This is a genomic window from Mycobacterium lacus (genome assembly GCF_010731535.1).
GTDB lineage: Bacteria > Actinomycetota > Actinomycetes > Mycobacteriales > Mycobacteriaceae > Mycobacterium > Mycobacterium lacus.
On record NZ_AP022581.1, the window covers coordinates 89,126 to 115,221 of the forward strand.

Annotated in this window: 24 protein-coding genes; 13 read left to right on the top strand and 11 right to left on the bottom strand. The window is 67.1% G+C overall.

Features of this window, described 5'->3' with window-relative positions:
* The 4 genes from G6N24_RS00440 to G6N24_RS00455 are packed head-to-tail and all read right to left on the bottom strand — an operon-like array spanning position 1 to position 4,003.
* Positions 1 to 1,356, bottom strand: a complete 1,356-nt coding sequence (locus G6N24_RS00440) for a cytochrome P450 (protein WP_085159143.1) — start codon at positions 1,354 to 1,356, stop codon at positions 1 to 3.
* Positions 1,353 to 2,183: an SDR family oxidoreductase gene (locus G6N24_RS00445; RefSeq protein ID WP_085159145.1), complete on the bottom strand. Its 831-nt coding sequence runs from the start codon at positions 2,181 to 2,183 to the stop codon at positions 1,353 to 1,355. Before G6N24_RS00445 ends, G6N24_RS00440 begins: the two co-directional genes overlap by 4 nt.
* Positions 2,184 to 3,392, bottom strand: a complete 1,209-nt coding sequence (locus G6N24_RS00450) for a cytochrome P450 (RefSeq protein WP_085159147.1) — start codon at positions 3,390 to 3,392, stop codon at positions 2,184 to 2,186.
* Positions 3,389 to 4,003: a TetR/AcrR family transcriptional regulator gene (locus G6N24_RS00455; protein WP_085159149.1), complete on the bottom strand. Its 615-nt coding sequence runs from the start codon at positions 4,001 to 4,003 to the stop codon at positions 3,389 to 3,391. Before G6N24_RS00455 ends, G6N24_RS00450 begins: the two co-directional genes overlap by 4 nt.
* Before the next feature lie 202 nt (positions 4,004 to 4,205).
* Between G6N24_RS00455 and G6N24_RS00460 the strand changes: the two genes are divergently transcribed.
* Genes G6N24_RS00460 through G6N24_RS00475 form a run of 4 tightly spaced genes read left to right on the top strand, consistent with a single transcriptional unit; the run spans position 4,206 to position 7,750 of the window.
* Positions 4,206 to 5,675, top strand: a complete 1,470-nt coding sequence (locus tag G6N24_RS00460) for an aldehyde dehydrogenase (RefSeq protein WP_085159151.1) — start codon at positions 4,206 to 4,208, stop codon at positions 5,673 to 5,675.
* Between the two features lie 19 nt (positions 5,676 to 5,694).
* Positions 5,695 to 6,444 carry an SDR family oxidoreductase gene (locus G6N24_RS00465; RefSeq protein WP_085159153.1) on the top strand — a complete coding sequence of 250 codons (750 nt, stop codon included), beginning with the start codon at positions 5,695 to 5,697 and terminating at the stop codon, positions 6,442 to 6,444.
* Entirely contained in the window at positions 6,441 to 7,328 is an 888-nt protein-coding gene (locus G6N24_RS00470; RefSeq protein WP_085159155.1) for an NAD(P)-dependent oxidoreductase, read from the top strand. Before G6N24_RS00465 ends, G6N24_RS00470 begins: the two co-directional genes overlap by 4 nt.
* Positions 7,325 to 7,750, top strand: coding sequence for a carboxymuconolactone decarboxylase family protein (locus G6N24_RS00475; protein WP_139822323.1), 426 nt, complete (start codon positions 7,325 to 7,327; stop codon positions 7,748 to 7,750). The genes G6N24_RS00470 and G6N24_RS00475 overlap by 4 nt, the downstream gene beginning before the upstream one ends.
* A gap of 96 nt (positions 7,751 to 7,846) precedes the next feature.
* Here the strand turns inward: G6N24_RS00475 and G6N24_RS00480 are convergent, their stop codons facing one another.
* On the bottom strand, positions 7,847 to 8,593 hold the full coding sequence (locus G6N24_RS00480; protein WP_139822324.1) for a CDP-diacylglycerol diphosphatase: 747 nt from the start codon (positions 8,591 to 8,593) through the stop codon (positions 7,847 to 7,849).
* A 476-nt stretch (positions 8,594 to 9,069) separates the two neighbouring features.
* Between G6N24_RS00480 and purD the strand changes: the two genes are divergently transcribed.
* Positions 9,070 to 10,338: a phosphoribosylamine--glycine ligase gene (purD, locus tag G6N24_RS00485; RefSeq protein ID WP_085159162.1), complete on the top strand. Its 1,269-nt coding sequence runs from the start codon at positions 9,070 to 9,072 to the stop codon at positions 10,336 to 10,338.
* A 6-nt stretch (positions 10,339 to 10,344) separates the two neighbouring features.
* On the opposite strand, the gene G6N24_RS00490 is transcribed toward purD, so the two are convergent.
* On the bottom strand, positions 10,345 to 11,928 hold the full coding sequence (locus G6N24_RS00490; protein WP_085159164.1) for a gamma-glutamyltransferase family protein: 1,584 nt from the start codon (positions 11,926 to 11,928) through the stop codon (positions 10,345 to 10,347).
* A 14-nt stretch (positions 11,929 to 11,942) separates the two neighbouring features.
* Positions 11,943 to 12,857: an alpha/beta hydrolase-fold protein gene (locus G6N24_RS00495; RefSeq protein WP_085159166.1), complete on the bottom strand. Its 915-nt coding sequence runs from the start codon at positions 12,855 to 12,857 to the stop codon at positions 11,943 to 11,945.
* 55 nt (positions 12,858 to 12,912) lie between these two features.
* Here G6N24_RS00495 and G6N24_RS00500 point away from each other — a divergent pair, with 55 nt between their 5' ends.
* A complete protein-coding gene (locus G6N24_RS00500; protein WP_139822325.1) occupies positions 12,913 to 13,536 on the top strand; it encodes a TetR/AcrR family transcriptional regulator in 624 nt (207 codons plus the stop codon).
* Here G6N24_RS00500 and G6N24_RS00505 read toward each other — a convergent pair.
* Positions 13,490 to 14,278 carry a DUF429 domain-containing protein gene (locus G6N24_RS00505; protein WP_085159170.1) on the bottom strand — a complete coding sequence of 263 codons (789 nt, stop codon included), beginning with the start codon at positions 14,276 to 14,278 and terminating at the stop codon, positions 13,490 to 13,492. The genes G6N24_RS00500 and G6N24_RS00505 overlap by 47 nt on opposite strands.
* Before the next feature lie 148 nt (positions 14,279 to 14,426).
* On the opposite strand from G6N24_RS00505, the gene purB reads away from it, so the two are divergent.
* Together purB and G6N24_RS00515 are read left to right on the top strand one after the other, a co-directional pair.
* On the top strand, positions 14,427 to 15,854 hold the full coding sequence (purB, locus tag G6N24_RS00510; protein ID WP_085159172.1) for an adenylosuccinate lyase: 1,428 nt from the start codon (positions 14,427 to 14,429) through the stop codon (positions 15,852 to 15,854).
* On the top strand, positions 15,851 to 17,110 hold the full coding sequence (locus tag G6N24_RS00515) for a cytochrome P450 (protein WP_085159174.1): 1,260 nt from the start codon (positions 15,851 to 15,853) through the stop codon (positions 17,108 to 17,110). Before purB ends, G6N24_RS00515 begins: the two co-directional genes overlap by 4 nt.
* Here G6N24_RS00515 and G6N24_RS00520 read toward each other — a convergent pair.
* Positions 17,107 to 17,727 carry a hypothetical protein gene (locus G6N24_RS00520; protein ID WP_085159176.1) on the bottom strand — a complete coding sequence of 207 codons (621 nt, stop codon included), beginning with the start codon at positions 17,725 to 17,727 and terminating at the stop codon, positions 17,107 to 17,109. The two genes, G6N24_RS00515 and G6N24_RS00520, sit on opposite strands and share 4 nt — an antisense overlap.
* Before the next feature lie 59 nt (positions 17,728 to 17,786).
* Between G6N24_RS00520 and G6N24_RS00525 the strand changes: the two genes are divergently transcribed.
* Both G6N24_RS00525 and G6N24_RS00530 read left to right on the top strand, forming a co-directional pair.
* On the top strand, positions 17,787 to 18,680 hold the full coding sequence (locus G6N24_RS00525; RefSeq protein WP_085159178.1) for a phosphoribosylaminoimidazolesuccinocarboxamide synthase: 894 nt from the start codon (positions 17,787 to 17,789) through the stop codon (positions 18,678 to 18,680).
* The gene (locus tag G6N24_RS00530; RefSeq protein ID WP_085159180.1) at positions 18,677 to 20,830 is read left to right on the top strand and encodes a S9 family peptidase; all 2,154 of its coding nucleotides are present in this window, start codon (positions 18,677 to 18,679) and stop codon (positions 20,828 to 20,830) included. Before G6N24_RS00525 ends, G6N24_RS00530 begins: the two co-directional genes overlap by 4 nt.
* On the opposite strand, the gene G6N24_RS00535 is transcribed toward G6N24_RS00530, so the two are convergent.
* Positions 20,759 to 21,205 carry a DoxX family protein gene (locus G6N24_RS00535; RefSeq protein ID WP_085159182.1) on the bottom strand — a complete coding sequence of 149 codons (447 nt, stop codon included), beginning with the start codon at positions 21,203 to 21,205 and terminating at the stop codon, positions 20,759 to 20,761. The genes G6N24_RS00530 and G6N24_RS00535 overlap by 72 nt on opposite strands.
* Before the next feature lie 91 nt (positions 21,206 to 21,296).
* Here G6N24_RS00535 and G6N24_RS00540 point away from each other — a divergent pair, with 91 nt between their 5' ends.
* Positions 21,297 to 21,860 carry a TetR/AcrR family transcriptional regulator gene (locus G6N24_RS00540; protein ID WP_085159184.1) on the top strand — a complete coding sequence of 188 codons (564 nt, stop codon included), beginning with the start codon at positions 21,297 to 21,299 and terminating at the stop codon, positions 21,858 to 21,860.
* Positions 21,861 to 21,883: 23 nt separating this feature from the next.
* Here the strand turns inward: G6N24_RS00540 and G6N24_RS00545 are convergent, their stop codons facing one another.
* Positions 21,884 to 23,482 (bottom strand): DHA2 family efflux MFS transporter permease subunit, encoded by a 1,599-nt coding sequence (locus G6N24_RS00545; RefSeq protein ID WP_179963485.1) that lies wholly within the window; start codon positions 23,480 to 23,482, stop codon positions 21,884 to 21,886.
* Between the two features lie 192 nt (positions 23,483 to 23,674).
* Between G6N24_RS00545 and G6N24_RS00550 the strand changes: the two genes are divergently transcribed.
* Positions 23,675 to 24,379 carry a DUF2334 domain-containing protein gene (locus G6N24_RS00550; protein WP_085159186.1) on the top strand — a complete coding sequence of 235 codons (705 nt, stop codon included), beginning with the start codon at positions 23,675 to 23,677 and terminating at the stop codon, positions 24,377 to 24,379.
* A 38-nt stretch (positions 24,380 to 24,417) separates the two neighbouring features.
* A complete protein-coding gene (locus G6N24_RS00555) occupies positions 24,418 to 26,091 on the top strand; it encodes an FAD-binding dehydrogenase (RefSeq protein WP_085159188.1) in 1,674 nt (557 codons plus the stop codon).
* Positions 26,092 to 26,096: the final 5 nt, after the last annotated feature.

Genomic DNA, 26,096 nt, shown 5'->3' on the forward strand with positions numbered 1-26,096 from the left:
TCAACCTCCCTTCCGGCGGCGGTAACGCACGCGCGCCGGCTGCGCCAGCTGTACCACCATCTTGGAATGGTCGTTGCGATAGCTTTCCGGCGGCTGTGTCATCTCAAATGCATACTCGCGCAACAAAACCGAGAAGATCGCCTTGATTTGCATGGTGGCAAATGCCGCGCCCACGCAGCGATGCCTGCCGGCGCCGAACGGAATCCACGTCCACCGGTTGATCAGGTCTTCCTGACGTGGCTCCTCGTAGCGTTCCGGCACGAAGTCATCGGGGTCGGGGAAATCCTCGGGTATCCGGTTGGAGATCGCCGGTGAGGCGGCCACCAGATCGCCCGCGTGGACCGCATGGCCCTGGACCTCGAACTCGCCCTTGGCCACCCGCATCAGAATGATCAGCGGCGGATGCAGCCGCAGCGTCTCCTTCAGCACGTTCTCCAGCCGCGGAATCTGGCGCAGCGCATGGAAACTCACCGACCGGCCGTCGGCGTAGAGCTCGTCGAGTTCCCTGATCACCGCGTCGTAGGCCTCGCGATGGCGCATCAATTCAATCAACGTCCACGATGCGGTGCCCGAACTGGTGTGATGCCCGGCGAACATCATCGAGATGAACATGCCGGTGATCTCGTCGGCCGAGAAGCGGGGATTGCCGTCCTGGTCCTTGACGGTGATGAGCACGTCGAGCATGTCCCGGCCGCTCTTGTCCGTCGGCGGGTTGGCGATTCGGTTGTTCATGATGGCTTGCACCAGCGCCACCAGCCCTTCGCGGGCTTGGTCACGGCGGCGGAAGCTCTCGATCGGTAGATAGGGGTCGACGTAGGCCAGCGGATCGGTGCCGCGCTCGAGCTCGTGGTAGAGCCTGGCGAATCGCCCGTCGAGTTCGTCGCGAAACTTCTTGCCGATCAAGCAGGCCGAGGAGGTGTAGATGGTCAACTCGGCGAAGAAGTCCAGCAGGTCGATCTCGCCGGCCTCGCCCCAGTCGGCGATCATCCGGCGCACCTCGTTCTCGATGGTGACGGCGTGGCCTTTCATCTGCTCGCCGCGCAGCGCGGCGTTGTGCAGCATCTCCTTTCGCCGCTGGGGGCTGGCGTCGAAAACGACTCCCTTGCCGAAGATCGGCGTCATGAAGGGGTAGGCCTCGGCCTGGTCCAGGTCGTCGTCGCTGGACCGGAAGAAAAACTCGTTAGCTTGCGCGCCCGAAAGGAAAACGACGTGCTTGCCGGCCAATTGGAAGGTGCCGACGTCACCGCACTCGTCGCGGGTCCGTTGCATCAGACCGATCGGGTCGGTGCGGAACTCATCGAGGTGGCCGTGTTCGTCCTTCCCGCCGGAAACCCGGGCAATGGCACCAACACTCATGGGTTCGACATCCCCTCTTCGCGGAGCGCTAGTTCCTGACGGTCGGCCGGCGCATCGCTCAGCGGCGCCTCGGGCTGGACCTCCATGTTGACGATCACCGACCCGCGCGGCGTTTCGGCGACGAACGCGATCGCCCGCGCCAGGTCCTTGGGACGCAGGAAGTAGTTGTGCCGGGCCTGACCCCACTTCGCCCAATCGGCCAGCATGGGGCCGACCTGTTCGGCGGACAGCTGCCAGCCCATGCCCGTTAGCGTCGGGCCGGGATGGACGATCGACGCGCGAACACCGGTGCCTTCCAACTCCATCTGCAGGTTTGTCACCATGGCGACCAGGCCCGCCTTGGCCGCGCCATACGCGCCCATGTGTGGCCGTTGACGCAGCGCGACATCCGAACCCACGAAGATGAGGTCGCCGCGTCGGCGTGCCACCATGTCCGGCAGCACCGCGGTGGCCAGGCGGTTGGCGCCGACCAGATGTATCTGAACCTGTTCGGTGAAGGCGTCGGTGCTGATCTCGTGCAGCCGTCCGGGGAGCATGTCTCCGGCGCCGGACACCAGCACCTCCACCTCGCCGAGTGCGTCGATCGTTTGCGCCACAAACGATTTCACCGACTCGGGATCGGTGACATCGAGCGGGAAGGCCACCGCCTCGCCACCGTCGGCGCGGATGTCGTCGACGAGCCTGGCCAACCTGTCCATACGTCGGGCACCCAAAGAGACCGGGAAGCCGCGGCCGGCGAGTTCGGTCGCGGTGGCCGCGCCGATGCCCGATGACGCGCCGGCGACGATCGCGGGTCGGCGGGCCGGATGCGGCTCGAAGCGAGGCATCTACTTGGTCTCCACGGTGATCGGAAGGGCGGCGAATCCGCGCACATTGCTGGAATGGACGCGCACCGCGCTGTTTTCGTCCACCTCGTAGCCGCGGATCCGGGTGAACAATTCACCCAGCGCCACGCGAGCTTCCATCCGGGCCAGGTGCGCGCCCAGACAGAAGTGTGCCCCACTGCCGAAACTGACTAGTTTCGAGCCGATTTCGCGGCCGACGCGATAGTCGTCGGGGTCGTCGAAAACCCTGTCGTCGCGGTTGGCCGAGCCCGGCAGCAGCAAGAGCACCTCACCGGCGCGCAGCGTGGTGTCGTAAAGCACGAGATCCCGCGCGACCGTGCGGGCCAGAATCTGGCTGGACGTGTCGTAGCGCAGCGTCTCCTCCACCCACAGCGGGATCCGGGAGTTGTCGGCGTAGACACCGGCCAGCTGGTCCGGGTTCTTCCAGCCCCAATATGCGGCGTTGGCAAGCAGTTTGGTGGTGGTCTCGTTGCCGGCCACCACCATCAGGAACAGGAACGCCATGATCTCCTCGTCGGTGAGGCGGTCCCCGTCGATCTCGGCCTCGAGCAACGCCGACGTCAAGTCTCCGGACGGCTTCTTGCGGTGGTCCTTGACCAATTCGGCGTAGTAGACCAAGAGTTCGGCTGACGCCCGCATGGCCGAAGCCGGGACATCGGCCACTCCGTCCTCGCGATGCATGACACCGTCGGCCAGCGTGCGGATGCGGGTCCGGTCCGCCGCTGGGACGCCCATCAGTTCCGAGATCACATCCATCGGCAGCTTGCCGGCGAATTCGGCGATGAAATCGAACGTTTCGTTCTGTAAGGCCGCGTCCAGATGCGCACGCGCCAAGTCGCGCACGCGCGGCTCGAGTTCACGGATCCGGCGTGGGGTGAAGCCCTTGGACACCAGGGTGCGCAGCCGCAGATGCCCCGGATCGTCCATGGCCAGAAACGACATCACCCGGTGGGCATCGGCGCTGCGCGACACCGGATCCAGCGAGACGCCATAGGCGTTGGACAGCGCGGTACTGTTGCGGAAGCCGTGCAGCACATCCTGGTGGCGAGACAACGCCCAGAACTTCCGCTCCTTGTTGCGGTACAGCGGGGCTTCGTCGCGCAGTCGCCGGTAGTACGGGTACGGATCTTCGTGGAAGTCGTAGTCGTAGGGATCGAGCATCAGCTGGGGCTCGCCAACACGGATGCTCATGCGTCGCAGCCCTTTCCGGCTCCGGCCAGGATCAGGCCGACCACGTTGGCCAGCCGGTCGGCGATGTCATGGTAGGTGAAGGCACCGCTGCCGGCTTGCACCAGTGCGCCGAAGAAGGCCATTTCGAGCGCGGACACGGTGCCGGGGTCGGCGCCCGGCCCGATGGCAGACGTGATGCGGCGGTGGATCTCGGCGCCGATCCGTCCGCGCACGGCGCGCACGGCGGGGTCGGCGCTGCCGCCGAGCAAGGCCGCCGTGCACGCGGCGCCGACCTCGGGTTCGTCGGCGACCACCAGCGCCAGGTGGCGCAACGCCCGATCCACCCGGGTGGGCATGGGGTCGTTGACGTCGGTGAAGTAGGGAACCCGACGGACCAGGTCGAGGTAGACCTCGGCGATCAGGTGGTTTTTCGACGAGAAGTAGGTGTAGGCGGTAGCCGGGGCCACCTTGGCGCGGGCGGCCACCGTGCGCACGGTCAGGTCGGCGTACGACTTCTGCCGCAGCGTCTCCATGGCGGCGGCGAGCACCTTGCGGAAGGTCTCCTCCTGGCGGCGGTTGCGCGGCGACTCGCCGGTCTGCGGCGAAACGCTGACGAGAACATCGCTGGACACCTGTCCACGTTATCGGATGGACGGCCACGAAGCAAGTTCCCCTAGTAAACATGCCGTGAATTGGGATATTTAGTGCGGTTTTGGCAGCGTCGCCGGATCGGCCCTTGCACCGTCGACGGGCTGGCGGCTATGGTTCCGGGAGGCAATATCGGACATGTGTCCACTTCATTGATCGCTTGACTAATACGGGCAGGAGGCAGGCATGACCCTGTTGGCCGACGGCGTTAGTTCGCTGTTCATCGATGGCAAGCTGTCGGACGGCAGGGCGGGCACCTTCCCGACGATCAATCCGGCCACCGAGGAGGTGCTGGGGGTCGCGGCCAACGCCGACGCCGACGACATGAGCCGCGCCATCGACGCCGCGCGGCGAGCCTTCGACGACACCGACTGGGCGGTCAACACCGAGCTACGGGTGCGGTGCGTGCGCCAGCTGCGCGACGCGATGCGCGAACACATAGAGGAGCTACGAGAGTTGACGATCTCGGAGGTCGGCGCACCGCGGATGCTCACCGCCAGCGCTCAGCTGGAGGGCCCGGTCGCCGATTTGGCATTCGCGGCCGACACGGCAGAGTCCTACGCGTGGAACACCGACCTCGGCGAGGCGTCCCCGATGGGCATCGCCACGCGGCGCACGATCGCACACGAAGCCGTCGGCGTCGTCGGCGCCATCACCCCGTGGAACTTCCCGCACCAAATCAACCTGGCCAAGCTCGGGCCCGCGCTGGCCGCGGGCAACACCGTCGTCCTCAAGCCCGCGCCCGACACGCCCTGGTGTGCGGCCGTGCTCGGGGAAATCATCGCCGAGCACACCGAATTTCCACCGGGCGTGATCAACGTGGTCACCTCTACCGATCACGGCTTGGGTGCGTTGTTGGCCAAAGATCCTCGGGTGGACATGATTTCGTTCACCGGGTCCACGGCCACCGGCCGCAGCGTAATGGCAGACGCCGCCGCCACCATCAAGAAGGTGTTCCTGGAGCTGGGCGGCAAATCGGCGTTCGTCGTGCTCGATGATGCCGACCTGGGTGCCGCCAGCGGGGTATCGGCATTCTCGGCGTGCATGCACGCCGGGCAGGGATGCGCCATCACGACCCGCCTCGTCGTGCCGAGGGCCCGCTATGACGAGGCCGTCTCCGTCGCCGCGGCCACCATGTCATCGATCACCCCCGGCGACCCCAGCGACCCCGGAACCGTGTGCGGGCCGCTGATTTCGGCGCGACAGCGGGATCGCGTTCAGGGCTATCTCGACCTGGCCATCGCCGAGGGCGGGACTTTCGCGTGTGGCGGCGGCCGGCCGGCAGGCAGGGACGTCGGCTTCTTCATCGAGCCAACGGTTGTCGCGGGTCTGAGCAACGACGCCCGGTCCGCCCGCGAGGAGATCTTCGGACCGGTCCTCGTCGTGATCGGCCACGACGGCGACGACGACGCGGTGCGCATTGCCAACGATTCGCCATACGGTTTGTCCGGCACCGTGTTTGGTGCGGATCCGCAACGCGCCGCGAGGGTGGCCGCACGGCTGCGGGTCGGCACAGTCAACGTCAACGGCGGGGTCTGGTACTCCGCCGACGCACCGTTCGGGGGCTACAAGCAATCCGGCATCGGCCGCGAGATGGGCCTGGCCGGCTTCGAGGAGTACCTGGAAACCAAACTCATTGCCACCGCGGTGATTTGAGCTAGCGGAGAGGAAACGTATGCAGTTCGCCGACAAGGTGGCCATCGTCACGGGCGCCGCCCAGGGCATCGGGCAAGCGTACGCTCGGGCCCTGGCCCGCGAAGGGGCGTCCGTCGTCGTCGCCGACATTAATGTCGACGGGGCCGAAGCCGTGGCCAAGCAGATCGTCGCCGACGGCGGCGCGGCAATCGCGGTGCCCGTTGACGTTTCCGACGAGGATTCGGCCAAGGCCATGGCCCATCGCGCCGTGGCCGAATTCGGCGGCATCGACTGCCTGGTGAACAACGCCGCCATCTACGGCGGCATGAAGGTCGACCTGCTGCTGACCGTGCCGCTGGACTACTACAAGAGATTCATGAGCGTCAACCTCGACGGGGCGCTGGTGTGCAGCCGCGCCGTGTACAGGCACATGGCCAAGCGGGGCGGCGGCGCGATCGTCAACCAGTCGTCCACCGCGGCGTGGCTGTATTCCAACTTCTACGGTCTGGCCAAAGTAGGCGTCAACGGACTGACCCAGCAGCTCGCCCGCGAGCTCGGCGGAATGAAGATCAGGATCAACGCGATCGCACCCGGGCCCATCGACACCGAAGCCACCAGAACCGTCGCGCCCGGCGAACTGGTCAAGAACATGGTGCAGACCATCCCGCTGTCCAGGATTGGCACACCCGAGGACCTGGTGGGGATGTGCCTGTTCCTGTTGTCGGATGCGGCGTCGTGGATCACCGGGCAGATCTTCAATGTCGATGGCGGACAGATCATCCGGTCATGACTCACGACGCGAGCGCGCCGCGGCTGGGGTACGTCGGCCTGGGTAACCAGGGCGCGCCGATGGCTAAGCGCTACCTGGACTGGCCGGGCGGCCTGACGGTGTTCGATGTGCGCCCCGAGGCCATGGCCCCCTTCATCGACGGCGGCGCCACCGCCGCGGCCGCGCTGTCCGACGTCGCCGAGGCCGACATCATCGGCATCACCGTGTTCGACGACGCGCAGGTGCGCGAGGTTGTCACCGGCCAGGGGGGACTGGCCGCGCGCGCCAAGCCCGGCACCATCATCGCGATCCACTCCACCATCAGCGACACCACCGCCGTCGACCTTGCCCGCGAATTGAACCCGCGGGGCATCCACATCGTGGATGCTCCAGTCAGCGGCGGTGCGGGGGCGGCAGCCAAAGGTGAACTGGCCACGATGGTGGGTGCGGACGACGAGACGTTCCAGAGGATCAAAGAGCCGTTCCAGCAATGGGCGTCCCTGGTTATCCACGCGGGTCAGCCGGGGGCGGGCACCAGGATGAAGCTGGCGCGCAACATGCTGACCTTCGTGTCCTACGCGGCCGCGGCCGAGGCGGAGAAGCTGGCCGAGGCAAGCGGCCTGAGCCTGCGGGCACTCGCCCAAGTGGTGCGCCACACCGATGCCCTCACCGGTGGTCCGGGGGCGATCATGTTCCGGACGACGACGGCGCCGATGCAAGCCGACGACCCGTTCCGTCCGCTGCTGGAGCACACCCGCGCGCTGGGGGAGAAGGATCTGGGCCTGGCGCTGGCCTTGGGCGAGGCGGTATCGGTCGACCTGCCGCTGGCCCGACTGGCGCTGCAGCGGCTGGCGATCGGCCTCGGGGTACCGCACCCGGACCCCAACCCACCTGAGGAGACGTGATGGACGAACTGCGCCGCAAGGGCCTGGACACGATGAACCAGGTCTACGCCTGGGACATGCCCGACATGCCGGGCGAGTACTTCGCGCTGACCGTCGACCACCTCTTCGGCAAGATCTGGACGCGTCCCGGGCTGTCGATGCGTGACCGCCGGATGGCGGTGATCGCGGTCCTCACCGCCCAGGGCCAGTCGGACCTGCTGGAGGTCCAGGTCAACGCCGTTCTGCACAACGAGGAATTCACCCTCGACGAGTTGCGTGAGCTCGCCATTTTCATCACCCACTACGTCGGCTTCCCGCTGGGATCGAGGCTGAACAGCGCGATCGAACGGGTTGCCGCCAAGCGCAAGAAGGACGGCGCGCGGGCCGACGCGAAGGCCAATGCGGCCGAAGTCCTGGCGAAGGAGGCCGGCGAATCGGGGTAGCTCGCTCCTCAGCGGCCGAGAGGGGGCGGCCGCTGGGGAGCCGGGTAAATCCGGCTGAGGTGACGTGTCGTGGCCTTCGCGCCGCGGCAAAGGGTGTCATCCGCTCTTGGCGATGGAGCAGTCGGGGTCTTGGAGCGTCTCGGCCGGAGCGGGCTGGTCCTCGGTTCCCTCGGCTAGCAGCAGCAAGAATCTTTCAGGCGCAACCTTTGCAAGTGCGACCGACGCATATTCCATCTCTTTGCCGTCAGCCGTTACCTTCGTGTTGACGTCCTTGAACAGATTCTCGGATCTGAGCGCGTCGCCGCTAACCACCAAAGCTTGATAGGCGTGACCTTCCACATTGGTGGGGAGCTGGCTCCATTGAACGTATTCGGATGGATCGATGTTCTTTAGGATCGACGATAGCGTCGGCGTCGCACACGATATGTGAATGTGCAATTGATCCTGGGTACGCGCGTTCTTCGGGTTAACTGTGAGGATTACATCCGACTCTGAAAGTAAATTATTCAGGTGCGAGGTTACGAGGAACCGGGCACGCCAGGAGTAATAGAGATAATTGGGGGTCGCTGCCTCCAGCAGGACGGGGTCTTCGATTCCCGTGATGCGAGCAAGTGGAACTAGCAGGAAGTGGTACGAACCAAAATTGGATTTGTACAAGACCGTGCCGGACTCTTCATCCACAAATATGCAGGGAGCATACGCGCCGGTACGTTGATAGCCCGCTTCGCAACGGTCGTGCACAATTTTCCACAGTGCATCACGGTCGGCCGCAGGATGATTCGGAGCCGCCGGTTTGGCTGCAACAATCGGCGGCCCAACAAGGGTCGCTATGGCCGCGGCCATCAAGACACCTCGATACACGAGCCGGCGGGCTTCGGGTAGCCTGCGGCCCACGGCTCTGGTGAGGATCCAAACAGGGCCGAAGTCGATTCGGGGCTTTAGATGCACAACGCTGCGTCCTCTGTTCGCTCGGGGCATTGGGCAAGTCCTGCCGTCAGTGGCCGAGCCCCGTACCGGGTCCGCCCGATCCTAAAGCCAGGTTAGGCACGATGCCGTCGTCGAGGCGGGCGTGCACCGTCAGCCGGTGCGGGTTTGCGGCCAAGCGCAAGAAGGCCGCCGAGGGCCGCGCGCAGGCGGACACGAAGGCTGCCGTCACCGAAGTCCCCGCGCGGCAGGCCGACCAACCCAGATCGCCCTGGGGAGCCGGGCGCCCGCGGCGTCGAACGTACGCACAAGGGCGGGGTCGGCGAATCCTCCGCCGGGTGAACACCGTCGAAGCCCTGACACCCAGACGCAGGCTCCGACTACTCTGACGTGTCGTGCGCGTCCTGGTGATCGGTTCCGGTGCCCGTGAGCATGCCCTGCTCTTGGCGCTGAGCAGGGACCCGCAGGTCAGGGGACTGATCATCGCGCCGGGCAACGCGGGCACGGCGCGGCTGGCCGAGCAGCACGACGTCGACATCACCTCCGGTGAGGACGTCGTCGCCCTGGCTCGCGAGGTCGGGGCCGACATGGTGGTCATCGGTCCCGAGGTACCACTGGTGCTCGGGGTGGCCGACGCCGTGCGCGCCGCCGGCATCGTGTGCTTCGGGCCCAGCAAGGACGCGGCGCGCATCGAAGGCTCCAAGGCGTTCGCCAAAGAGGTCATGGCGGCGGCCGGTGTGCGGACCGCCAAGAGCGAAATCGTGGACAACCCGGCGCATTTGGACGCGGTGCTGGATCGGTTCGGGCCGCCCTCCGGTGACCCGGCCTGGGTGGTGAAAGACGATCGCCTGGCCGCCGGCAAGGGCGTGGTGGTGACGCCGGACCGCGACGTCGCGCGCGCCCACGCCGCCGGGCTGCTCGAGGCCGGGCACCCGGTGCTGCTGGAGTCCTATCTCGACGGCCCCGAGGTGTCGTTGTTCTGCGTCGTCGACGGCCAAACCGTGGTGCCGCTGCTGCCGGCGCAGGACTTCAAGCGTGTCGGAGAGGGCGACACCGGACCCAACACGGGCGGCATGGGCGCCTATGCGCCGTTGCCCTGGTTGCCCAACGACATGTACCGGCACGTGGTCGGCCAGATCGTCGAACCCGTTGCGGGCGAACTGGTTCGGCGTGGCAGCCCGTTCTGTGGATTGTTGTATGTTGGTCTGGCGATCACCGCCGACGGGCCGGCGGTCGTCGAGTTCAATTGCCGCTTCGGCGATCCGGAGACGCAGGCCGTGCTGGCGCTGCTCGATTCACCGCTCGGGCAGCTTCTGTATGCGGCGGGCACCGGGGAGTTGGCCAGCTTCGGCGAGTTGCGCTGGCGCGATGGTGCGGCCGTGACGGTGGTGTTGGCGGCCGAAAACTATCCCGGGCGCCCGCGGGTCGGTGATGTCGTCGTCGGTTCGGAAGCCGAGGGGGTGCTGCACGCCGGCACCGCCCGGCGCGACGACGGCGCGATCGTCTCGTCGGGCGGTCGAGTGCTCTCGGTGGTGGGCACCGGCCCCGACCTGTCCGCCGCGCGCTCGCGGGCGTATGACATTCTCGGTTCAATCCGATTGCCTGGCAGCCATTTCCGAAGGGACATCGGATTGCTGGCGGCCGAGGGCAAGATCAGCGTTTAGGACGCCTCAGAACGCTGCGGCTTGGCCGTCCCGGCGTGGATCACTGGCCGCGAGATACCCGTCGTCGAGCCGCCAGATGGCCTGGCAGCTGCCGAACTGGCTGTAGTCGCCAACGGAGACCAGGTCGTGCCCGCGCCGGCGCAGTTCCTCGAGCGTGGACGGCGGGAAACCCTGCTCGCAGCTGACCTGCAAACCCTGCACCCAGCGGAACCGGGGGCCGTCGCAGGCCGCCTGCGGGTTCTGGCCATAGTCGGCGATGCGCACCACCACCTGCACGTGGCCCTGCGGTTGCATCGGGCCGCCCATCACCCCGAAGCTCATCACCGGTGTGCCGTCCTTGGTCACAAAGCCGGGAATTATCGTGTGAAAAGGACGCTTGTTCGGCCCGACTCGGTTCGGATGTCCTCGTGTCGCAACGAAATTGGTGCCACGGTTTTGCAGCGAGATGCCAGTGCCTCCGACCACCACCCCGGAGCCGAACCCCAGGTAGTTCGACTGGATCATCGACACCATCAACCCCGAGGCGTCGGCGGCGGTGAGATACACGGTGCCGCCCTTCGGGCTTCCGGCATACGCCGGTTTGGCCCTTGCCCGATCGATCAGCGCGGCGCGCTGCTTCAGGTACTCCGCATCGAGCAGGTGTTCCGGGCGCACCGGCATGTGGTCGAGGTCGGCGACGTAGGCCTGTGCGTCGGCGAAGGCGAGCTTAAGGGCCTCGATCTGCAAGTGCACGCTGTCGGCGGAATCGACCGGGTACGAGGACATGTCGAACTGCTCGAGGATCCCGAGCGCCATCAATGCGACGATCCCTTGGCCGTTGGGCGGTATCTCGTGGACGGTGTACTCGCGGTAGGTTCCGTCGATGGTGCCGACCCAGTCGGCACGATGGGCAGCGAGGTCGCTGGCGCGCATGACGCCGCCGTTGGCCGCCGCGTGCGCCTCGAGTTTCGCCGCCAGCTCTCCGCGGTAGAACGCCTCGCCGTTGCTGGCCGCGATCTTCTCTAGTGTGGTCGCGTGGTCGGGAAACCTGAACTGCTCACCGGGTTTTGGCGCGCGCCCACCGGGCATGAACGCATCGGCGAACCCGGGCTGGCGTTCGAACAGCGGCACCTGTGCCGCCCATTGCTCCGCAACGGTTGGCGAGACCAGAAATCCGTTGCGGCCGTACGAGATAGCCGGCTCGAATAGCCTTTCGAACGGGAGCCTTCCAAACGTGGCGTGCAGCTCGGCCCATGCCGACACGGCGCCGGGCACGGTCACCGAGTTCCACCCGACTGCGGGAACAGCGTTGCCGCCGAAATACTCTGGCGTCCACGCCGCGGGCGAGCGGCCCGACGCGTTCAATCCGTGCAGTTGCTCACCGTCCCAGACGATCGCGAAGGCGTCCGAGCCGATGCCGTTGGATACCGGTTCCACCAGGGTGAGGGTGACCGCGGTGGCGATGGCCGCATCGACCGCGTTCCCGCCCCCCGCGAGCATCCGAAGACCCGCTTGGGCGGCCAGCGGTTGTGACGTGCAGACAACGTTGGCCGCCAGGACGGGCTTGCGCGGCCAGGCGTAGGGGAGGCTCCAGTCGAAAGATGCGGTCATCGTCGCAAGTCTGCCTAGGCCGTCAGCAACGGCGCCATCCAGGTCAACTCGGCCGGCAGCTGCGAGGTCCAGAACCCCGCGCCGTGCCCGCCGGGTGAGAAGCCACCCGCGGGCGGGTTGGGCAGGGAGGCGATGAACTGCTTCGTCGCGGCGTAGAACGGATCGCCATCACCGCAATCCACGCGGATCGGGATCGACGCCAGCGCCGGCATCCCGAACACCGAGTTCGCCGCGAAGTCGTCGGCGCCGTCGAACGCGCCGGGTGCGGCCGCGCCGGGGGAGAGCCACAGCGCCGGGCTCACCGCACAGATCGCCGCGGTGCGCGCGGGCCCCAGCCGGCCGCCGAGCAGCAGTGCGCCGTAGCCGCCCATCGACCAGCCCAAGAACGCCACCCGCGAGGTGTCCAGACCCTGGGTGTCCAGCAGCGGGATGAGCTCGTCCAGCACCATGGCCCCCGTGTCCTCGCCGGACGCGCGCCGGTGCCAATAGCTCCCGCCCCCGTCGACGGCGACCACCGCAAACGGTGGCAACCCGGCGTTGACGGCCTGCGCCAGGCCCTGTTCGACGCCGCCCTCCAGCACGCCGGACGCGCTACCTCCCAGGCCGTGCAGCGCGATTATCGGCCGTAACGCCTTGGTCTGGCCCGGTGGGCGCGCGATGCCCCAAGCGGTTGATTTGCCACCGCGCGCCGCCGACACGAACGATCCCGTAACCATGGTGGGCGCCGCCTGAGCCGGCGGGGCCGGGTCGAGCGGCGGTGCCGGCGGTTTCAACGGAACAGCGGTGCCAGTCGCCGGCGCGGGCATGGCGTGTGATGTTCGCGGCTGAAACAGCATGTCGAGCGCATATGCCCCGAACGCGCCGAAAGCCGCGCTGGCACCGAGGCCGAGCACGGCGCGGCGGCTCAAGTCTGGCATGCGGGTCATCATGCCATGGACGTTTGGCCAAAATGGCAATGCAGTACCACTTTGACTGGCAGCATGTGTGGGCGTGACGGCAGCAGTTACTCCAAAAGGAGAACGTCGGCGGTACGCGCTAGTGAGCGCTGCCGCCGAGCTGCTTGGCGAAGGCGGGTTCGAGGCGGTGCGGCACCGGGCGGTCGCCCGGCGGGCGGGCCTGCCATTGGCATCGACCACCTATTACTTCTCGTCGCTCGACGATCTGATCGCCCGCGCGGTCGAACACGTCGGGATGCTCGAGGTGGCGCAGCTACGGGCCAGGGTCAACACCCTGTCCCGGCGGCGTCGCGGGCCCGAGACCACCGCGGAGGTGCTGGTCGACCTGCTGGTGGGGGATGTGTCCGGTCCGGGGCTTGCCGAGCAGTTGATCTCGCGCTACGAACGCCACATTGCCTGTACCCGCCTGCCCGCGCTGCGCGAAACCATGCGGCGCAACTTGCGGCAGCGCGCCGAAGCGGTCGGGGAGGCCATAGAACGATCAGGGCGATCGGTCCATATCGAACTGGTGTGCACGCTGATCTGCGCGGTCGACGGATCGGTGGTCTCCGCGCTGGTCGAAGGGCGCGATCCCCGTTCGGCCGCGCTGATGACGTTGATCGACCTCATCGACGTGCTCGCACCGGTCGATCAGCGGCCGGTGCGGGTCTGACTGGAAGTAAATCCGTCGGCAGCGTCGGCGTAACGACGTACCCGGTGGCGATGTCCCCGTAGATCGTGACGTCGGACGGGCGGCGCTCGGCGTACAGCGCCACATAGGCACAGACCACGGCGTCGACCGGGTCTTCGGCGCGGCGGAGATCGCTTTTGCGGCGCGCGGTCACCACCTGCCGGCGCAACTCCACCCAGGCATCGAGGTTTGCGACGTGCAGCGGCACTGAGCCGTGCGCGAGGCCCTCCACGCCGTCCATCAGCCGCAGCAGCTCCGATTTGAGCTGGTGAACGTCACGGCCCGGCTTGGCCTTGTACTTCAGCGTGCGCGCCAGCCGGAACAGCACCACCGTCGCCGGATGCGGGTAGACCTCGATGGCGCGCCGCGTCGCGGACGAGAAGGGGTTCAGGTCCAAGTCCAGCGCGCGAGCCAAGTGTGCGCCACGCGAGCCTTGTGCGAACTCGGGCCTGCCGGTGTTAGCGGGGTGTGCTCCGGCTTCGAACCTGCGGAAGTCACGGTTCAGCGCGGTCTCCGCCGGGCGCTGGCCGCCCGCGTTGGCCACCACCAGCGGCGCGTCGAACGCGACCACGCAATCGCCCTGCACGTACGGCCACAACGCCGCCAGCACGTCGGCGTCGTCGCGGGTCGCGCCGACACCCAGCAAAGCGCCGTCAGCGTCGACCACCGCGACACCGGTCGGTCGCCGACCGGCCCAGGCGAGGTCCACGCCGACGAAGTACACCGGGCCAGGGTATGACACGGGAGCAGCGCCGCGGCCGCGCGGCAGCCGCGAGCGTAACACCACTGCGAGGTGCCGCCCCGCCCGATTCTTCGCAGTGGCGTACGCTCGGCGACCACGCACGTGGGCCGCGACCGTAAGCTGTGTTTTTGTGAGCATTCCGAACGTCCTGGCCGCCCGGTACGCCAGCGCCGAGATGGTCGCGATTTGGTCGCCCGAGGCCAAGGTGGTCGCGGAGCGTCGACTGTGGCTGGCGGTGCTGCGGGCCCAGGCCGAGCTGGGGGTAGACGTTCCCTCCGAAGCGATCGGCGACTACGAGCGGGTGCTCGAGGATGTCGATCTGGCATCGATCGCGGCCCGCGAACGCGTGCTGCGCCACGATGTCAAAGCTCGCATCGAGGAATTCAACGCGCTGGCCGGTCACGAGCACGTGCACAAGGGGATGACGAGCCGCGACCTGACCGAGAACGTGGAGCAGTTGCAGATTCGGCGTTCGCTGGAACTGGTCTTCTCACACGGGGTGGCGGTGGTCGCGCGGCTCGCCGAGCGGGCAGTGGCCAATCGCGATCTGGTCATGGCCGGCCGCAGCCACAACGTCGCCGCGCAAGCCACCACGTTGGGCAAGCGGTTCGCCTCCGCGGCGCAGGAGACGCTGATCGCGTTGACCCGGCTGCGCGAGTTGATCGACCGCTATCCGCTGCGTGGCATCAAGGGCCCGATGGGCACCGCCCAGGACATGCTCGACCTCCTGGGCGGCAGAAAACAAGGGGCCGCCAGACTCGCCGAACTGGAACGCCTCATCGCTGAATTTCTGGGCTTTGCAACGGTTTTGACCAGCGTCGGACAGGTATACCCACGGTCGCTGGACCACGACGTGGTCTCCGCGCTGGTGCAGCTCGGCGCGGGACCGTCGTCGCTGGCACACACCATCCGCCTGATGGCCGGGCACGAACTCGTCACCGAGGGTTTCGCGCCGGGCCAGGTCGGGTCGTCGGCCATGCCGCACAAGATGAACACCCGCAGCTGCGAACGGGTCAACGGGCTGCAGGTGGTGCTCCGCGGATACGCATCGATGGCGGCCGAACTGGCCGGCGCGCAATGGAACGAGGGCGACGTCTTCTGCTCGGTGGTGCGCCGGGTCGCGTTGCCGGACAGCTTCTTCGCCATCGACGGGCAGATCGAGACGTTCTTGACGGTGCTCGACGAGTTCGGCGCCTACCCGGCGGTGATCCAGCGCGAGCTGGACCGCTATCTGCCGTTCTTGGCCACCACCAAGGTGTTGATCGCGGCGGTGCGCGCGGGCATGGGTCGCGAGTCCGCACATCACGTGATCCGCGAGCACGCGGTGGCGACGGCACTGGCCATGCGCGAACGCGGCGCCGAACCCGACCTGCTGGACCGGTTGGCCGCCGATCCCCGGCTGCCGCTGGACCGTGCCGCACTGGACGCCGCGCTGGCCGACAAGACCGCGTTCACCGGTGCCGCCGGCGAGCAAGTGGACGAGGTGGCCGCGATGGTGGACACACTGGTGGGCCGCTATCCGGAGGCGGCCAAGTACACCCCAGGAGCGATCCTGTGACCGCCGTCGGTGCGCTCTCGGGGATCGACTTCACCGATCTGGACAACTTCGCCAACGGATTTCCGCACGAGCTGTTCGCCGTCCATCGTCGCGAGGCGCCGGTGTACTGGCACGCGCCGACCGACAACACCCCCGACGGGGAAGGTTTCTGGTCCGTCGCCACGCACGCGGAAACGCTTGCGGTGCTGAAGGATCCGGTGACCTTCTCCTCGGTCACCGGCGGTGGGCGACCATTCGGTGGCACGCTCTTGCAGGACCTGGCCATCGCGGGCCAGGTGCTCAACATGATGGACGACCCGCGGCATGCCCAGATTCGGCGACTCGTCAGCTCCGGGCTGACGCCGCGGATGATCCGTCGCGTCGAGGACGACCTGCGGGCCCGGGCGCGCCGGCTGCTGGATGCGGTGGTGCCGGGCGAACCGTTCGACTTCCTGGTCGACATCGCGGCCGAGCTGCCGATGCAGATGATCTGCATCCTGCTGGGAGTGCCGGAATCGGAACGACATTGGCTGTTCGAGGCCATCGAGCCGCAGTTCGACTTCGGCGGCTCGCGCAAGGCGTCAATATCCCAGCTATCGCAGCTGTCGGCCGAAGAGGCCGGGTCACGGATGTACGCCTACGGCCAGCAGTTGATCGCGTCGAAGCGGGCGCTACCGACCGACGACATGTTGTCGGTGGTGGCCAACGCGAGGCTCGACGACATGGACGCGCCGGCCCTGTCGGATCTCGAACTGTACCTGTTCTTCAGCCTGCTGTTCAGCGCCGGCGCCGAGACGACGCGCAACGCGGTCGCGGGCGGGTTGTTGGCGCTGGCCGGCCATAAGGACCAGTGGCAGGCGCTGCGTGACGATCTCGACATGCTGCCGACGGCCATCGAGGAGATCGTTCGGTGGACCTCGCCGTCCCCGTCCAAGCGGCGCACCGCGACACGCGATGTCACGCTCGGCGGACTCCCCATCGAGGCGGGACAGAAGGTTCAGATCTGGGAGGGTTCGGCCAACCGCGACGCCCTCGTGTTCGACCGCGCCGATGAGTTCGACATCGCACGAAAACCCAACCCACACTTGGGCTTCGGTCAGGGTGTGCACTACTGCCTGGGCGCTAACCTGGCGCGGCTGGAACTGCGGGTGTTGTACGAGGAGCTGCTGTCGCGCTTCGGCGACGTGCGGGTGGTGGAGCCCGTCGAATGGACTCGCAGCAACCGGCACACCGGCATTCGGCACCTGGTCGTCGAATTGCTGTCGGGCCCTCGCTAACCTGCCCGAGTCGTGATGCCGGCCGCCCGCAGTTCGAGCGCGGCGAGCTGGTGGATGATGACCGGATCCTCATGGCGCCACGCGCCGACCGGATCCGCGCTGACCGCGGCCAGTTTGCGCGGCGACCGGTTTGTCAGTGCCCGCAGCGCCAGCAGCTGTCGACCGGCCGGGGTGGCGGCCAGGGCGGTCACCGCCAACTTGCGGCGGAAGAACCGCAGCCGCAGGACAATCCACGGCATGCCCACCGCAAGGATCGGCGTCGCGGCGACGGCCAGCGCAAGTAGCACCGCCAGCCAGCTCGCCGTGGTGTCCAGGCTGTGGCCGGCGCCCGCGACGTTGAGCGCGGCCTGGCTGGCCGCGGTAATCGGCTGGCTGACCGTATCGCCCACCACCGGGATGAGCTGCGCGCCGTGACCCGCCGAGGCCAGGTTGCCGGCGATTCCCTGCGAGCCGTTCTCGATCTGGCGCCCCGCCTCGGCGATGGTCGAGATGGCGCTGTGCACGGCCAGGCCCACGAACACCCATGTCGCCGTCCAGGCGGCGACGGCGATGTCGCTGGTGAGCTGGGCGCCCAGTCGAACGGGTGTGGTGGCGTAGGGCAATAACCGCAGTCTCATAGCCTCCATACCAGCACAGGGTTAGATTCCAGCACGGGGCTGCCCGCTAGAGTGACGCGATGCGCTCCGCGTTGTCCGACTACCAGCATCTGGCCAGCGGCAAGGTTCGTGAGCTGTACCGTGTCGACGACGAGCACCTGCTGTTGGTCGCCACCGACCGGATTTCGGCGTACGACTATGTCCTCGACAGCACCATCCCGGACAAGGGCCGCATCCTGACCGCCATGAGCGTGTTCTTCTTCGGCCTTGTCGATGCGCCCAACCACCTGGCCGGGCCACCGGATGACCCGCGGATCCCCGACGAGGTGCTCGGCCGCGCGCTGGTGGTGCGGCGACTCGAGATGCTTCCGGTGGAATGTGTGGCTCGCGGCTACCTGACCGGCTCGGGATTGCTGGACTACCAGGCGACCGGGAAGATCTGCGGTATCGCCTTGCCGCCGGGCCTGGTCGAGGCCAGCAAGTTCGCCACACCGTTGTTTACTCCTGCGACGAAGGCCGCACTGGGCGACCACGACGAGAACATTTCGTTTGCCCGGGTGATCGAGCTGGTCGGCGGGGTGCGCGCCAACCAGCTGCGCGACCGTACGCTGCAGATCTATGTGCAGGCGGCCGATCACGCTCTGACGAGGGGAATCATCATCGCCGACACCAAGTTCGAGTTCGGGATCGACCGCGACGGTGGCCTGGTGCTGGCCGACGAAATTTTCACGCCCGACTCGTCGCGGTATTGGCCCGCCGACGGCTACCGGCCGGGTGTCGTGCAGACCAGCTTCGACAAGCAGTTCGTCCGCAACTGGCTCACCAGCCCCGCGTCCGGCTGGGACCGTGCCGGTACCCGGCCGCCGCCCCCGCTCCCGAACGATATCATCGAGGCCACCCGCGGCCGTTACATCGATGCCTACGAACGGATTTCGGGTCTGAGTTTCGGCGACTGGATAGGCCCGGGCGCATGACCCCCCAACCGCCCACGGCCAAACGGGTCGAGACCCGCCGGGAGCATCACGACGACGTCTTCGTCGACCCCTACGAATGGTTGCGCGACAAGGCCAACCCCGAAGTCATCGCTCACCTTGAGGCGGAAAACGAGTACGCCGACCGCGCGACCGCCCACCTGGAGCCCCTGCGGCAAGAGATATTCAACGAGATCAAGGCGCGCACCAAGGAAACCGACCTGTCGGTGCCGATTCGACAAGGCGACTGGTGGTACTACGCACGCACCTTCGAGGGAAAGCAATATGGCGTCCAGTGTCGTTGTCCGGTCACCGATCCCGACGACTGGAACCCACCGACCCTCGATGAGAACACCGAGATACCCGGTGAGCAGGTGTTGCTCGACTCGAACGCCGAAGCGGATGGCCACGACTTCTTCGCGCTGGGCGCCTGCCTGGTCAGCTTGGATGGCAATCTGCTGGCGTATTCCGTCGACGTCGTCGGCGACGAGAGATATACGCTGCGGTTCAAGGACTTACACAGCGGCGAGCAGTTCCCAGACGAGATCGTCGGCATCGGCGCGGGAGTGACCTGGGCAGCCGACAACCGCACGGTGTACTACGTGACGGTGGACGAGGCATGGCGCCCGGATACGGTGTGGCGCTATCGGTTGGGGGCCGGCCAACCGTCGGAGCAGGTGTATCACGAACCCGACGAGCGGTTCTTCGTGGCGGTGGGGCTCACCCGAAGTGAGGCCTACGTTCTCATCGTCGCGGGGTCGGCCATCACCTCCGAGGTCCGCTACGCGCCCTCGGCGGATCCGAATGCGCAGTTCACCGTCGTGCTGCCGCGCCGCGACGGGGTCGAGTATTCCGTCGAGCATGCGGTGATCGGCGGGCAGGACCGATTCCTGCTCCTGCACAACGACGGGGCGGTGAACTTCACCCTGGCGGAGGCCCCGGTCGGTGATCCCGGGCGGCAACGCACGCTGATCCCACCCCGCAACGACGTCCGGCTGGACGGTGTGGACGCCTTCGCCGGCCATCTGGCGGTCAGTTACCGGCGTGAGGCGTTGCCGCGCATCCAGCTGTGGCCGATCGAGCCCGGCGGTGACTACGGTGAGCCCGAAGAGATCTCGTTCGACTCGGAGCTGATGACGGCCGGGCTGAGCGCCAATCCGAGTTGGGATTCGCCCAAGCTGCGGATCAGGGCGGGATCTCTGGTCACCCCGGCGCGGATTTACGACGTCGACGTGGCTACCGGCGAGCGCACGTTATTACGCGAGCAGCCCGTACTCGGCGACTACCGGCCCACGGACTACGTCGAGCGGCGCGATTGGGTGTACGCGGCCGACGGCGCCCGGATCCCGATCTCGATAGTGCACCGCGCCGGAATCGAATTCCCCGCGCGCGCATTGCTTTACGGCTATGGCGCGTACGAGGCGTGCATCGACCCCAGCTTTTCCATCGCGCGGTTGTCGCTGCTGGACCGGGGCATGGTGTTCGCCATCGCCCACGTGCGCGGCGGCGGTGAGATGGGCCGGTTGTGGTACGAACACGGCAAGTTGCTGGAGAAGAAGAACACCTTCACCGACTTTGTCGCGGTGGCAAAGCATCTGGTGGACTCGGGCCTGACCCGACCCCAAGAATTGGTGGCAATGGGTGGCAGCGCGGGCGGTCTGCTGATGGGTGCGGTGGCCAACATGGCACCGGATCTCTTCGCCGGAATCCTTGCCCAGGTCCCCTTCGTCGACCCGTTGACCACCATCCTGGATCCGTCGTTGCCGCTGACCGTCACCGAGTGGGACGAATGGGGAAACCCGTTGAGCGACAGCGATGTTTACGCCTACATGAAGTCGTATTCGCCCTACGAGAACGTCGAGCCCAAGCGGTACCCCGCCATTCTGGCGATGACTTCGCTGAACGACACCCGGGTCTACTACGTCGAGCCGGCCAAGTGGGTTGCGGCGCTGCGGCACGCCAACGCCAACGGCAACCACGTGCCCCAAGTGCTATTGAAGACGCAGATGAGCGCCGGGCACGGTGGCGTCAGCGGTCGCTACAAGTCCTGGCAGGAAACCGCATTCCAATACGCCTGGCTGCTAGCCGCCGCCGATGGCGACCGCTGCGGCGGCGGCCAGGAAGACGACCTCGGTGGCGCTGCGCAGCGATAACCGCGTCGTCATCGACTTGGGCGGGTTCGGCATCCGCGCCGCGTGGATATTGGCCGGGAACATGGCCAGCATCAGCACCAGCAGGCACCCGGCCGCAGGCACTCGGGTGGCGGGAAGCAACAGGCCCAAGGCGCCCAACAGCTCCAGCGCGCCGGTGACGGTGACGAGCAAACCGGGCGCAGGCAGCCGGGGCGGCACGATCGCGATGAGGTCGCCGCGCAGCGGCCGGGCGAAGTGCGCGACGCCGGTCAGCACGAACATGGCCGCCAGTCCGACGGCGATCGCGGCGGTCCAGCCGTTGACGTAATCGAGGCCAATCCAGCCGGTGACGCGGGCGACGATGGTGCCCAGCAGCAGGGTGATTAGCGGAGCCATCCCAGCCTCCATGATCTAGACAGTGACAAGATATCGCTACGCTAGCGAGCTCATCTAGTCGCTGTCAAGTTATCTCCGCTATGCTGGCCCAATGACCCGCCCGACCTACCACCATGGCGACCTGCGGGCCGTGATCCTGACCGAGGCCGCCCGCCTGGTCGCCGAACGGGGCGCCGACCGGGTTTCGCTGCGCGAGTTGGCCCGGGGCGCGGGGGTGTCACATGCCGCGCCGGCCCACCACTTCACCGATCGGCGAGGGCTGTTCACCGCGCTGGCCACACAGGGATTTCGGCTGCTGGCCGAGGCCCTCGCCGCGGCCCGGCCGCGGTTTGCCGATGCGGCCTTGGCGTACGTGCGGTTTGCGATCGCGCACCCCGGCCACTACCAGGTGATGTTCAACCGGTCGCTGCTGGACAGCTCCGACGCTGAGCTGGCGGCCGCGGAGGCCGCCGCCGGCGCCGAGCTGTCGCGTGGGGTCTCGACGCTGCACGATCCGAAGGCGCGTGCCGATCCGGCTGGTGCCCAGCTTGCGGCCTGGTCACTCGTGCACGGCTTTTCGATGCTCTGGCTCAACGACGCGGTCAACGAGCAAGTGAGAGCGGCCGATCCGATGGACACCGTGATGCGGATCGCGACGATGCTGTTCGACGGGTAGCCCGGGTAGCCCGGGTAGCCCGGTCAGCCGGCCGGCTTCTTCGGCAGAAACGCGGCCGGGATGATCGTCGTCGCCACCAACGCGACCGCGAGCATGAACACCACCGCGTAGGCGTGTGAAAGATCGTGCAGCACATGGACCGCGAAGTCGGGAGCAAGCGCCTGCCGCGGAAGCGCCGACGGGTCAACGGGCACCCCGGTCCTGGCGGCATTCTGCTGGAGAAACCCGACTTTGTTTGCCGCGGCGACGTTTTCGCTGCGATTGAACTGATTGGTCAGGACCACCGACATCAGTGCGGTCCCGATCGAGCCGCCCAGCTGGTGGTTGACGCTGATCAGCGTTGAGCCGCGGGCGATCTCGTGCGGGGCCAACGTCTGCACCGCCGCCCCGGAGAGCGGCGTCATCGTGGCGCCCATACCCATGCCGGTGATCGCCAGCCCGGCCAGCAGCGTCGGTAGGTAATCCGACTGTCTGGCGACGCCAAAGGTGAAGATGCCCAGGCCGGTAGCTATCAATATGACGCCAAGCAGCACGCTCTTGCCCGGTCCCCGTCGGTCCATGAACGCTCCGGCAAACGGCATGGTGAGCATGGCCCCGACGCCCTGTGGGATCATGTACACCCCGGACTGCATCGGCGTTTGATGCATCACTTGCTGGAAGTAGCTGGGCAGCAGCAGGGCGGTGCCGAAAAAGGCCACGGCGAACACCAGCACCGTGGCATTGGCGTGGGTCACCACCGGGTTGTTGAACAGCCGCAAATCGATGAGTGGGTGATTCGCGCGGCACCGTGCATGCAGGACAAACGCGCCAATCAACGCCATGCCGATGATCGCCGGTATCAACACATGGCGATCGGCCACCGTGCCACGACCGGGGATGGAGGACACCGCGAACAGGAACGTCGCCAGCCCGGGCGACAGCAGCAGCACGCCGATGAGGTCGAAGGTCTCCGACGGCTGCGGGCGATCTCTTGGAAACACGACCGCCGCCAGCACGACCGCCGTGACCCCAATCGGCAAGTTGACCAAGAAGATCCACGGCCAGCCGAACGCGCCGATGAGCCAGCCGCCCAGGATCGGCCCGCCGATCGGGCCGAGCAGCATCGGGACGCCTAAGACCGCCATCATGCGGCCCAACCGCCTCGGGCCCGCCACGCGGGTGAGGATCATGAATCCCAACGGCAGCAACATGCCGCCACCGACGCCTTGCACCACCCGAAATGCGATTAACAGCAGAATGTTTGGTGCCATCGCACAGAGCAGTGAGCCCAGAATGAACGCCAGCACCGAACCCATCCAGAGCCGTTTGGTCCCGAATCGATCGGCCGCCCAACCGGTTATCGGGATCACGGTGGCCAGGGCAAGTGTGTAGCCGGTCATCGTCCAGGCGACTACGGCCTGGGTGGAACCGAAGTCGACGATGAAGGTGCGTTGCGCGACGTTGATGACGGTCGCGTCCAGGATCGTCATCAGCGACGCCAGCACACAGACCCCGGCGATCCGGAGGACCGAGGCGTCGAGCTTGTCGGGGTAGACAGGTTGGCCAGGGGCCGGCCGCCCCGTGGCGCTAGCGGGTAGGTCGGAGTCTGCGGACCGCGCCTTCTTCATCGCGTTGCCGAGCATATCGACACCGGTCACCCCAACGACGCAGGGATCGGCGCGGCGGCAAACTTGCGGCCTTCGCGGCCGGCAAGGCCAGCAAACAGCTCTTAGCTGGTGTCGACGACCCGACCCGCGCCCCGACGGGGCCGGATATACCCCTGTTGTCTGCGTGTCCTTCACCGTCCCGACACCTGACTTCGGCAAACTGCGGGTGTGTCTGGAAGATTGATCGTCTCGGTCTCGGGGATCGGGGAGCACACCCTGGCCGACGTCGACGCATTCTGTGCGCAAATGGATGCCCGCAAGGTGCCGCTGTCGTTGCTGGTGGCTCCGCGGCTGCGCGGTGACTACCGGCTCGACCGCGACCCGCGCACCGTCGAATGGCTGACCGCCCGGCGTGCCGGCGGCGACGCCATTGTGCTGCACGGCTACGACGACGCCGCCACCAAGAAACGGCGCGGCGAATTCGCGATCCTGCGCGCACACGAGGCCAACTTGCGGCTGATGGCCGCCGACCGGGTGCTCGAGCACCTCGGGCTGCGCACCCGGCTGTTCGCGGCGCCGGGCTGGGTGGTGTCGCCGGGTGTCGTCGAGGCGCTGCCGGCGAACGGTTTTCGGCTGCTCGCCGATCTGCACGGAATCACCGACCTGGTTCGGCACACCACCGTGCGGGCCCGGGTGCTCGGCATCGGTGAGGGCTTTCTGACCGAGCCGTGGTGGTGCCGGATGGTGGTGCTGTCCGCGGAGCGGATCGCGCGCCGCGGGGGCGTCGTCCGGGTCGCGGTTGCCGCCCGCCAGCTGCGCAAGCCCGGCCCGCTGCAGGCGATGCTGGATGCCGTTGACCTCGCGCAGATGCACGGCTGCACACCGATGGTGTACCGGTGGCGATCAGACAGGGCGGTGCTCGACGCAGCGTGACGGGGGCCTCCCGACCGGGGGCACTACCCTGTACCGACATGAGCGACTCTTCAGCCGGGTCGGACGGGTTCGCCGCTGACGCGATTGTTGTCGGAGCTGGACTGGCTGGTCTGGTCGCCGCCTGCGAATTGGCGGATCGCGGCTTGCGGGTGCTGATCCTCGACCAGGAGAACAGCGCCAACCTGGGCGGGCAGGCTTACTGGTCGTTCGGTGGTCTGTTCTTCGTCGACAGCCCCGAGCAGCGCCGACTGGGAATCCGCGACAGCCACGAACTGGCCCTGCAGGATTGGCTGGGCACGGCGGCGTTCGATCGGCCCGAGGACTACTGGCCGCGGCAATGGGCGCACGCCTATGTCGATTTCGCCGCGGGGGAGAAGCGCAGTTGGCTACGCGCTCGGGGGCTCAAGATTTTCCCGCTGGTGGGCTGGGCCGAGCGTGGCGGTTATGACGCACAGGGGCACGGCAATTCGGTGCCCCGCTTTCACATCACCTGGGGCACCGGTCCCGCTTTGGTCGAGATCTTCGCGCGTCAGCTGCGGGACCGGCCCACCGTGCGTTTCACGCACCGGCATCAGGTCGACCGGTTGATCGTCGAGGGTAACGCGGTGACGGGTGTTCGAGGTACCGTGCTGGAGCCATCCGATGAGCCCCGAGGCGCGCCGTCATCACGAAAGACTATGGGAAGGTTCGAATTTCGTGCGTCGGCGGTGATCGTCGCCAGCGGCGGCATTGGCGGCAACCACGACCTGGTGCGCAAGAACTGGCCGAGGCGGATGGGCCGCGTACCCAAGCAGATGCTGAGCGGCGTGCCGGCACACGTCGACGGCAGGATGATCGGGATCGCTCAGAAGGCCGGCGCGCGGGTGATCAACCCCGACCGGATGTGGCATTACACCGAGGGCATCACCAACTATGACCCGATCTGGCCGCGGCACGGCATCCGCATCATTGCAGGCCCGTCGTCACTGTGGCTGGATGCGGCTGGGAAGCGGTTGCCGGTTCCGTTGTATCCCGGTTTCGACACTCTCGGAACCTTGGAGTACATCACCAAGTCCGGGCACGACTACACCTGGTTTGTGTTGAACACCAAGATCATTGAGAAGGAATTCGCCCTGTCCGGGCAGGAGCAGAACCCCGACCTGACCGGGCGCAGCATGGGCGAGCTGCTGCGCTCTCGGGTTCGGTCCGGCCCGCCGGGGCCGGTGCAGGCCTTCATCGACCGAGGCGTGGACTTCGTCAGCGCGGACTCGTTGCACGAGTTGGTCGCCGGCATGAACAAGCTGCCCGATGTGGTGCCACTGGACTACGAGACGGTCGAGGCCGCGGTCACCGCGCGCGATCGTGAGGTGGTCAACAAGTACAGCAAGGACGGGCAGATCACCGCGATCCGCGCCGCCCGCGAATATCGGGGTGACCGCCTGGGCCGGGTGGTCGCGCTCCACCGGTTGACCGACCCGAAGGCCGGGCCGATGATCGCGGTCAAGCTGCACATCCTGACCCGAAAGACGTTGGGCGGGATCGAGACTGACTTGGACGGGCGGGTGCTCAAGCCCGACGGCACCCCGCTCACCGGCCTGTACGCGGCCGGCGAGGCGGCCGGGTTCGGCGGTGGCGGCATGCACGGCTACCGAGCCTTGGAGGGCACGTTCCTGGGTGGGTGCATTTTCTCCGGCCGCGCCGCCGGCCGCGGGGCCGCCGAGGACATCACCTAGTTGGG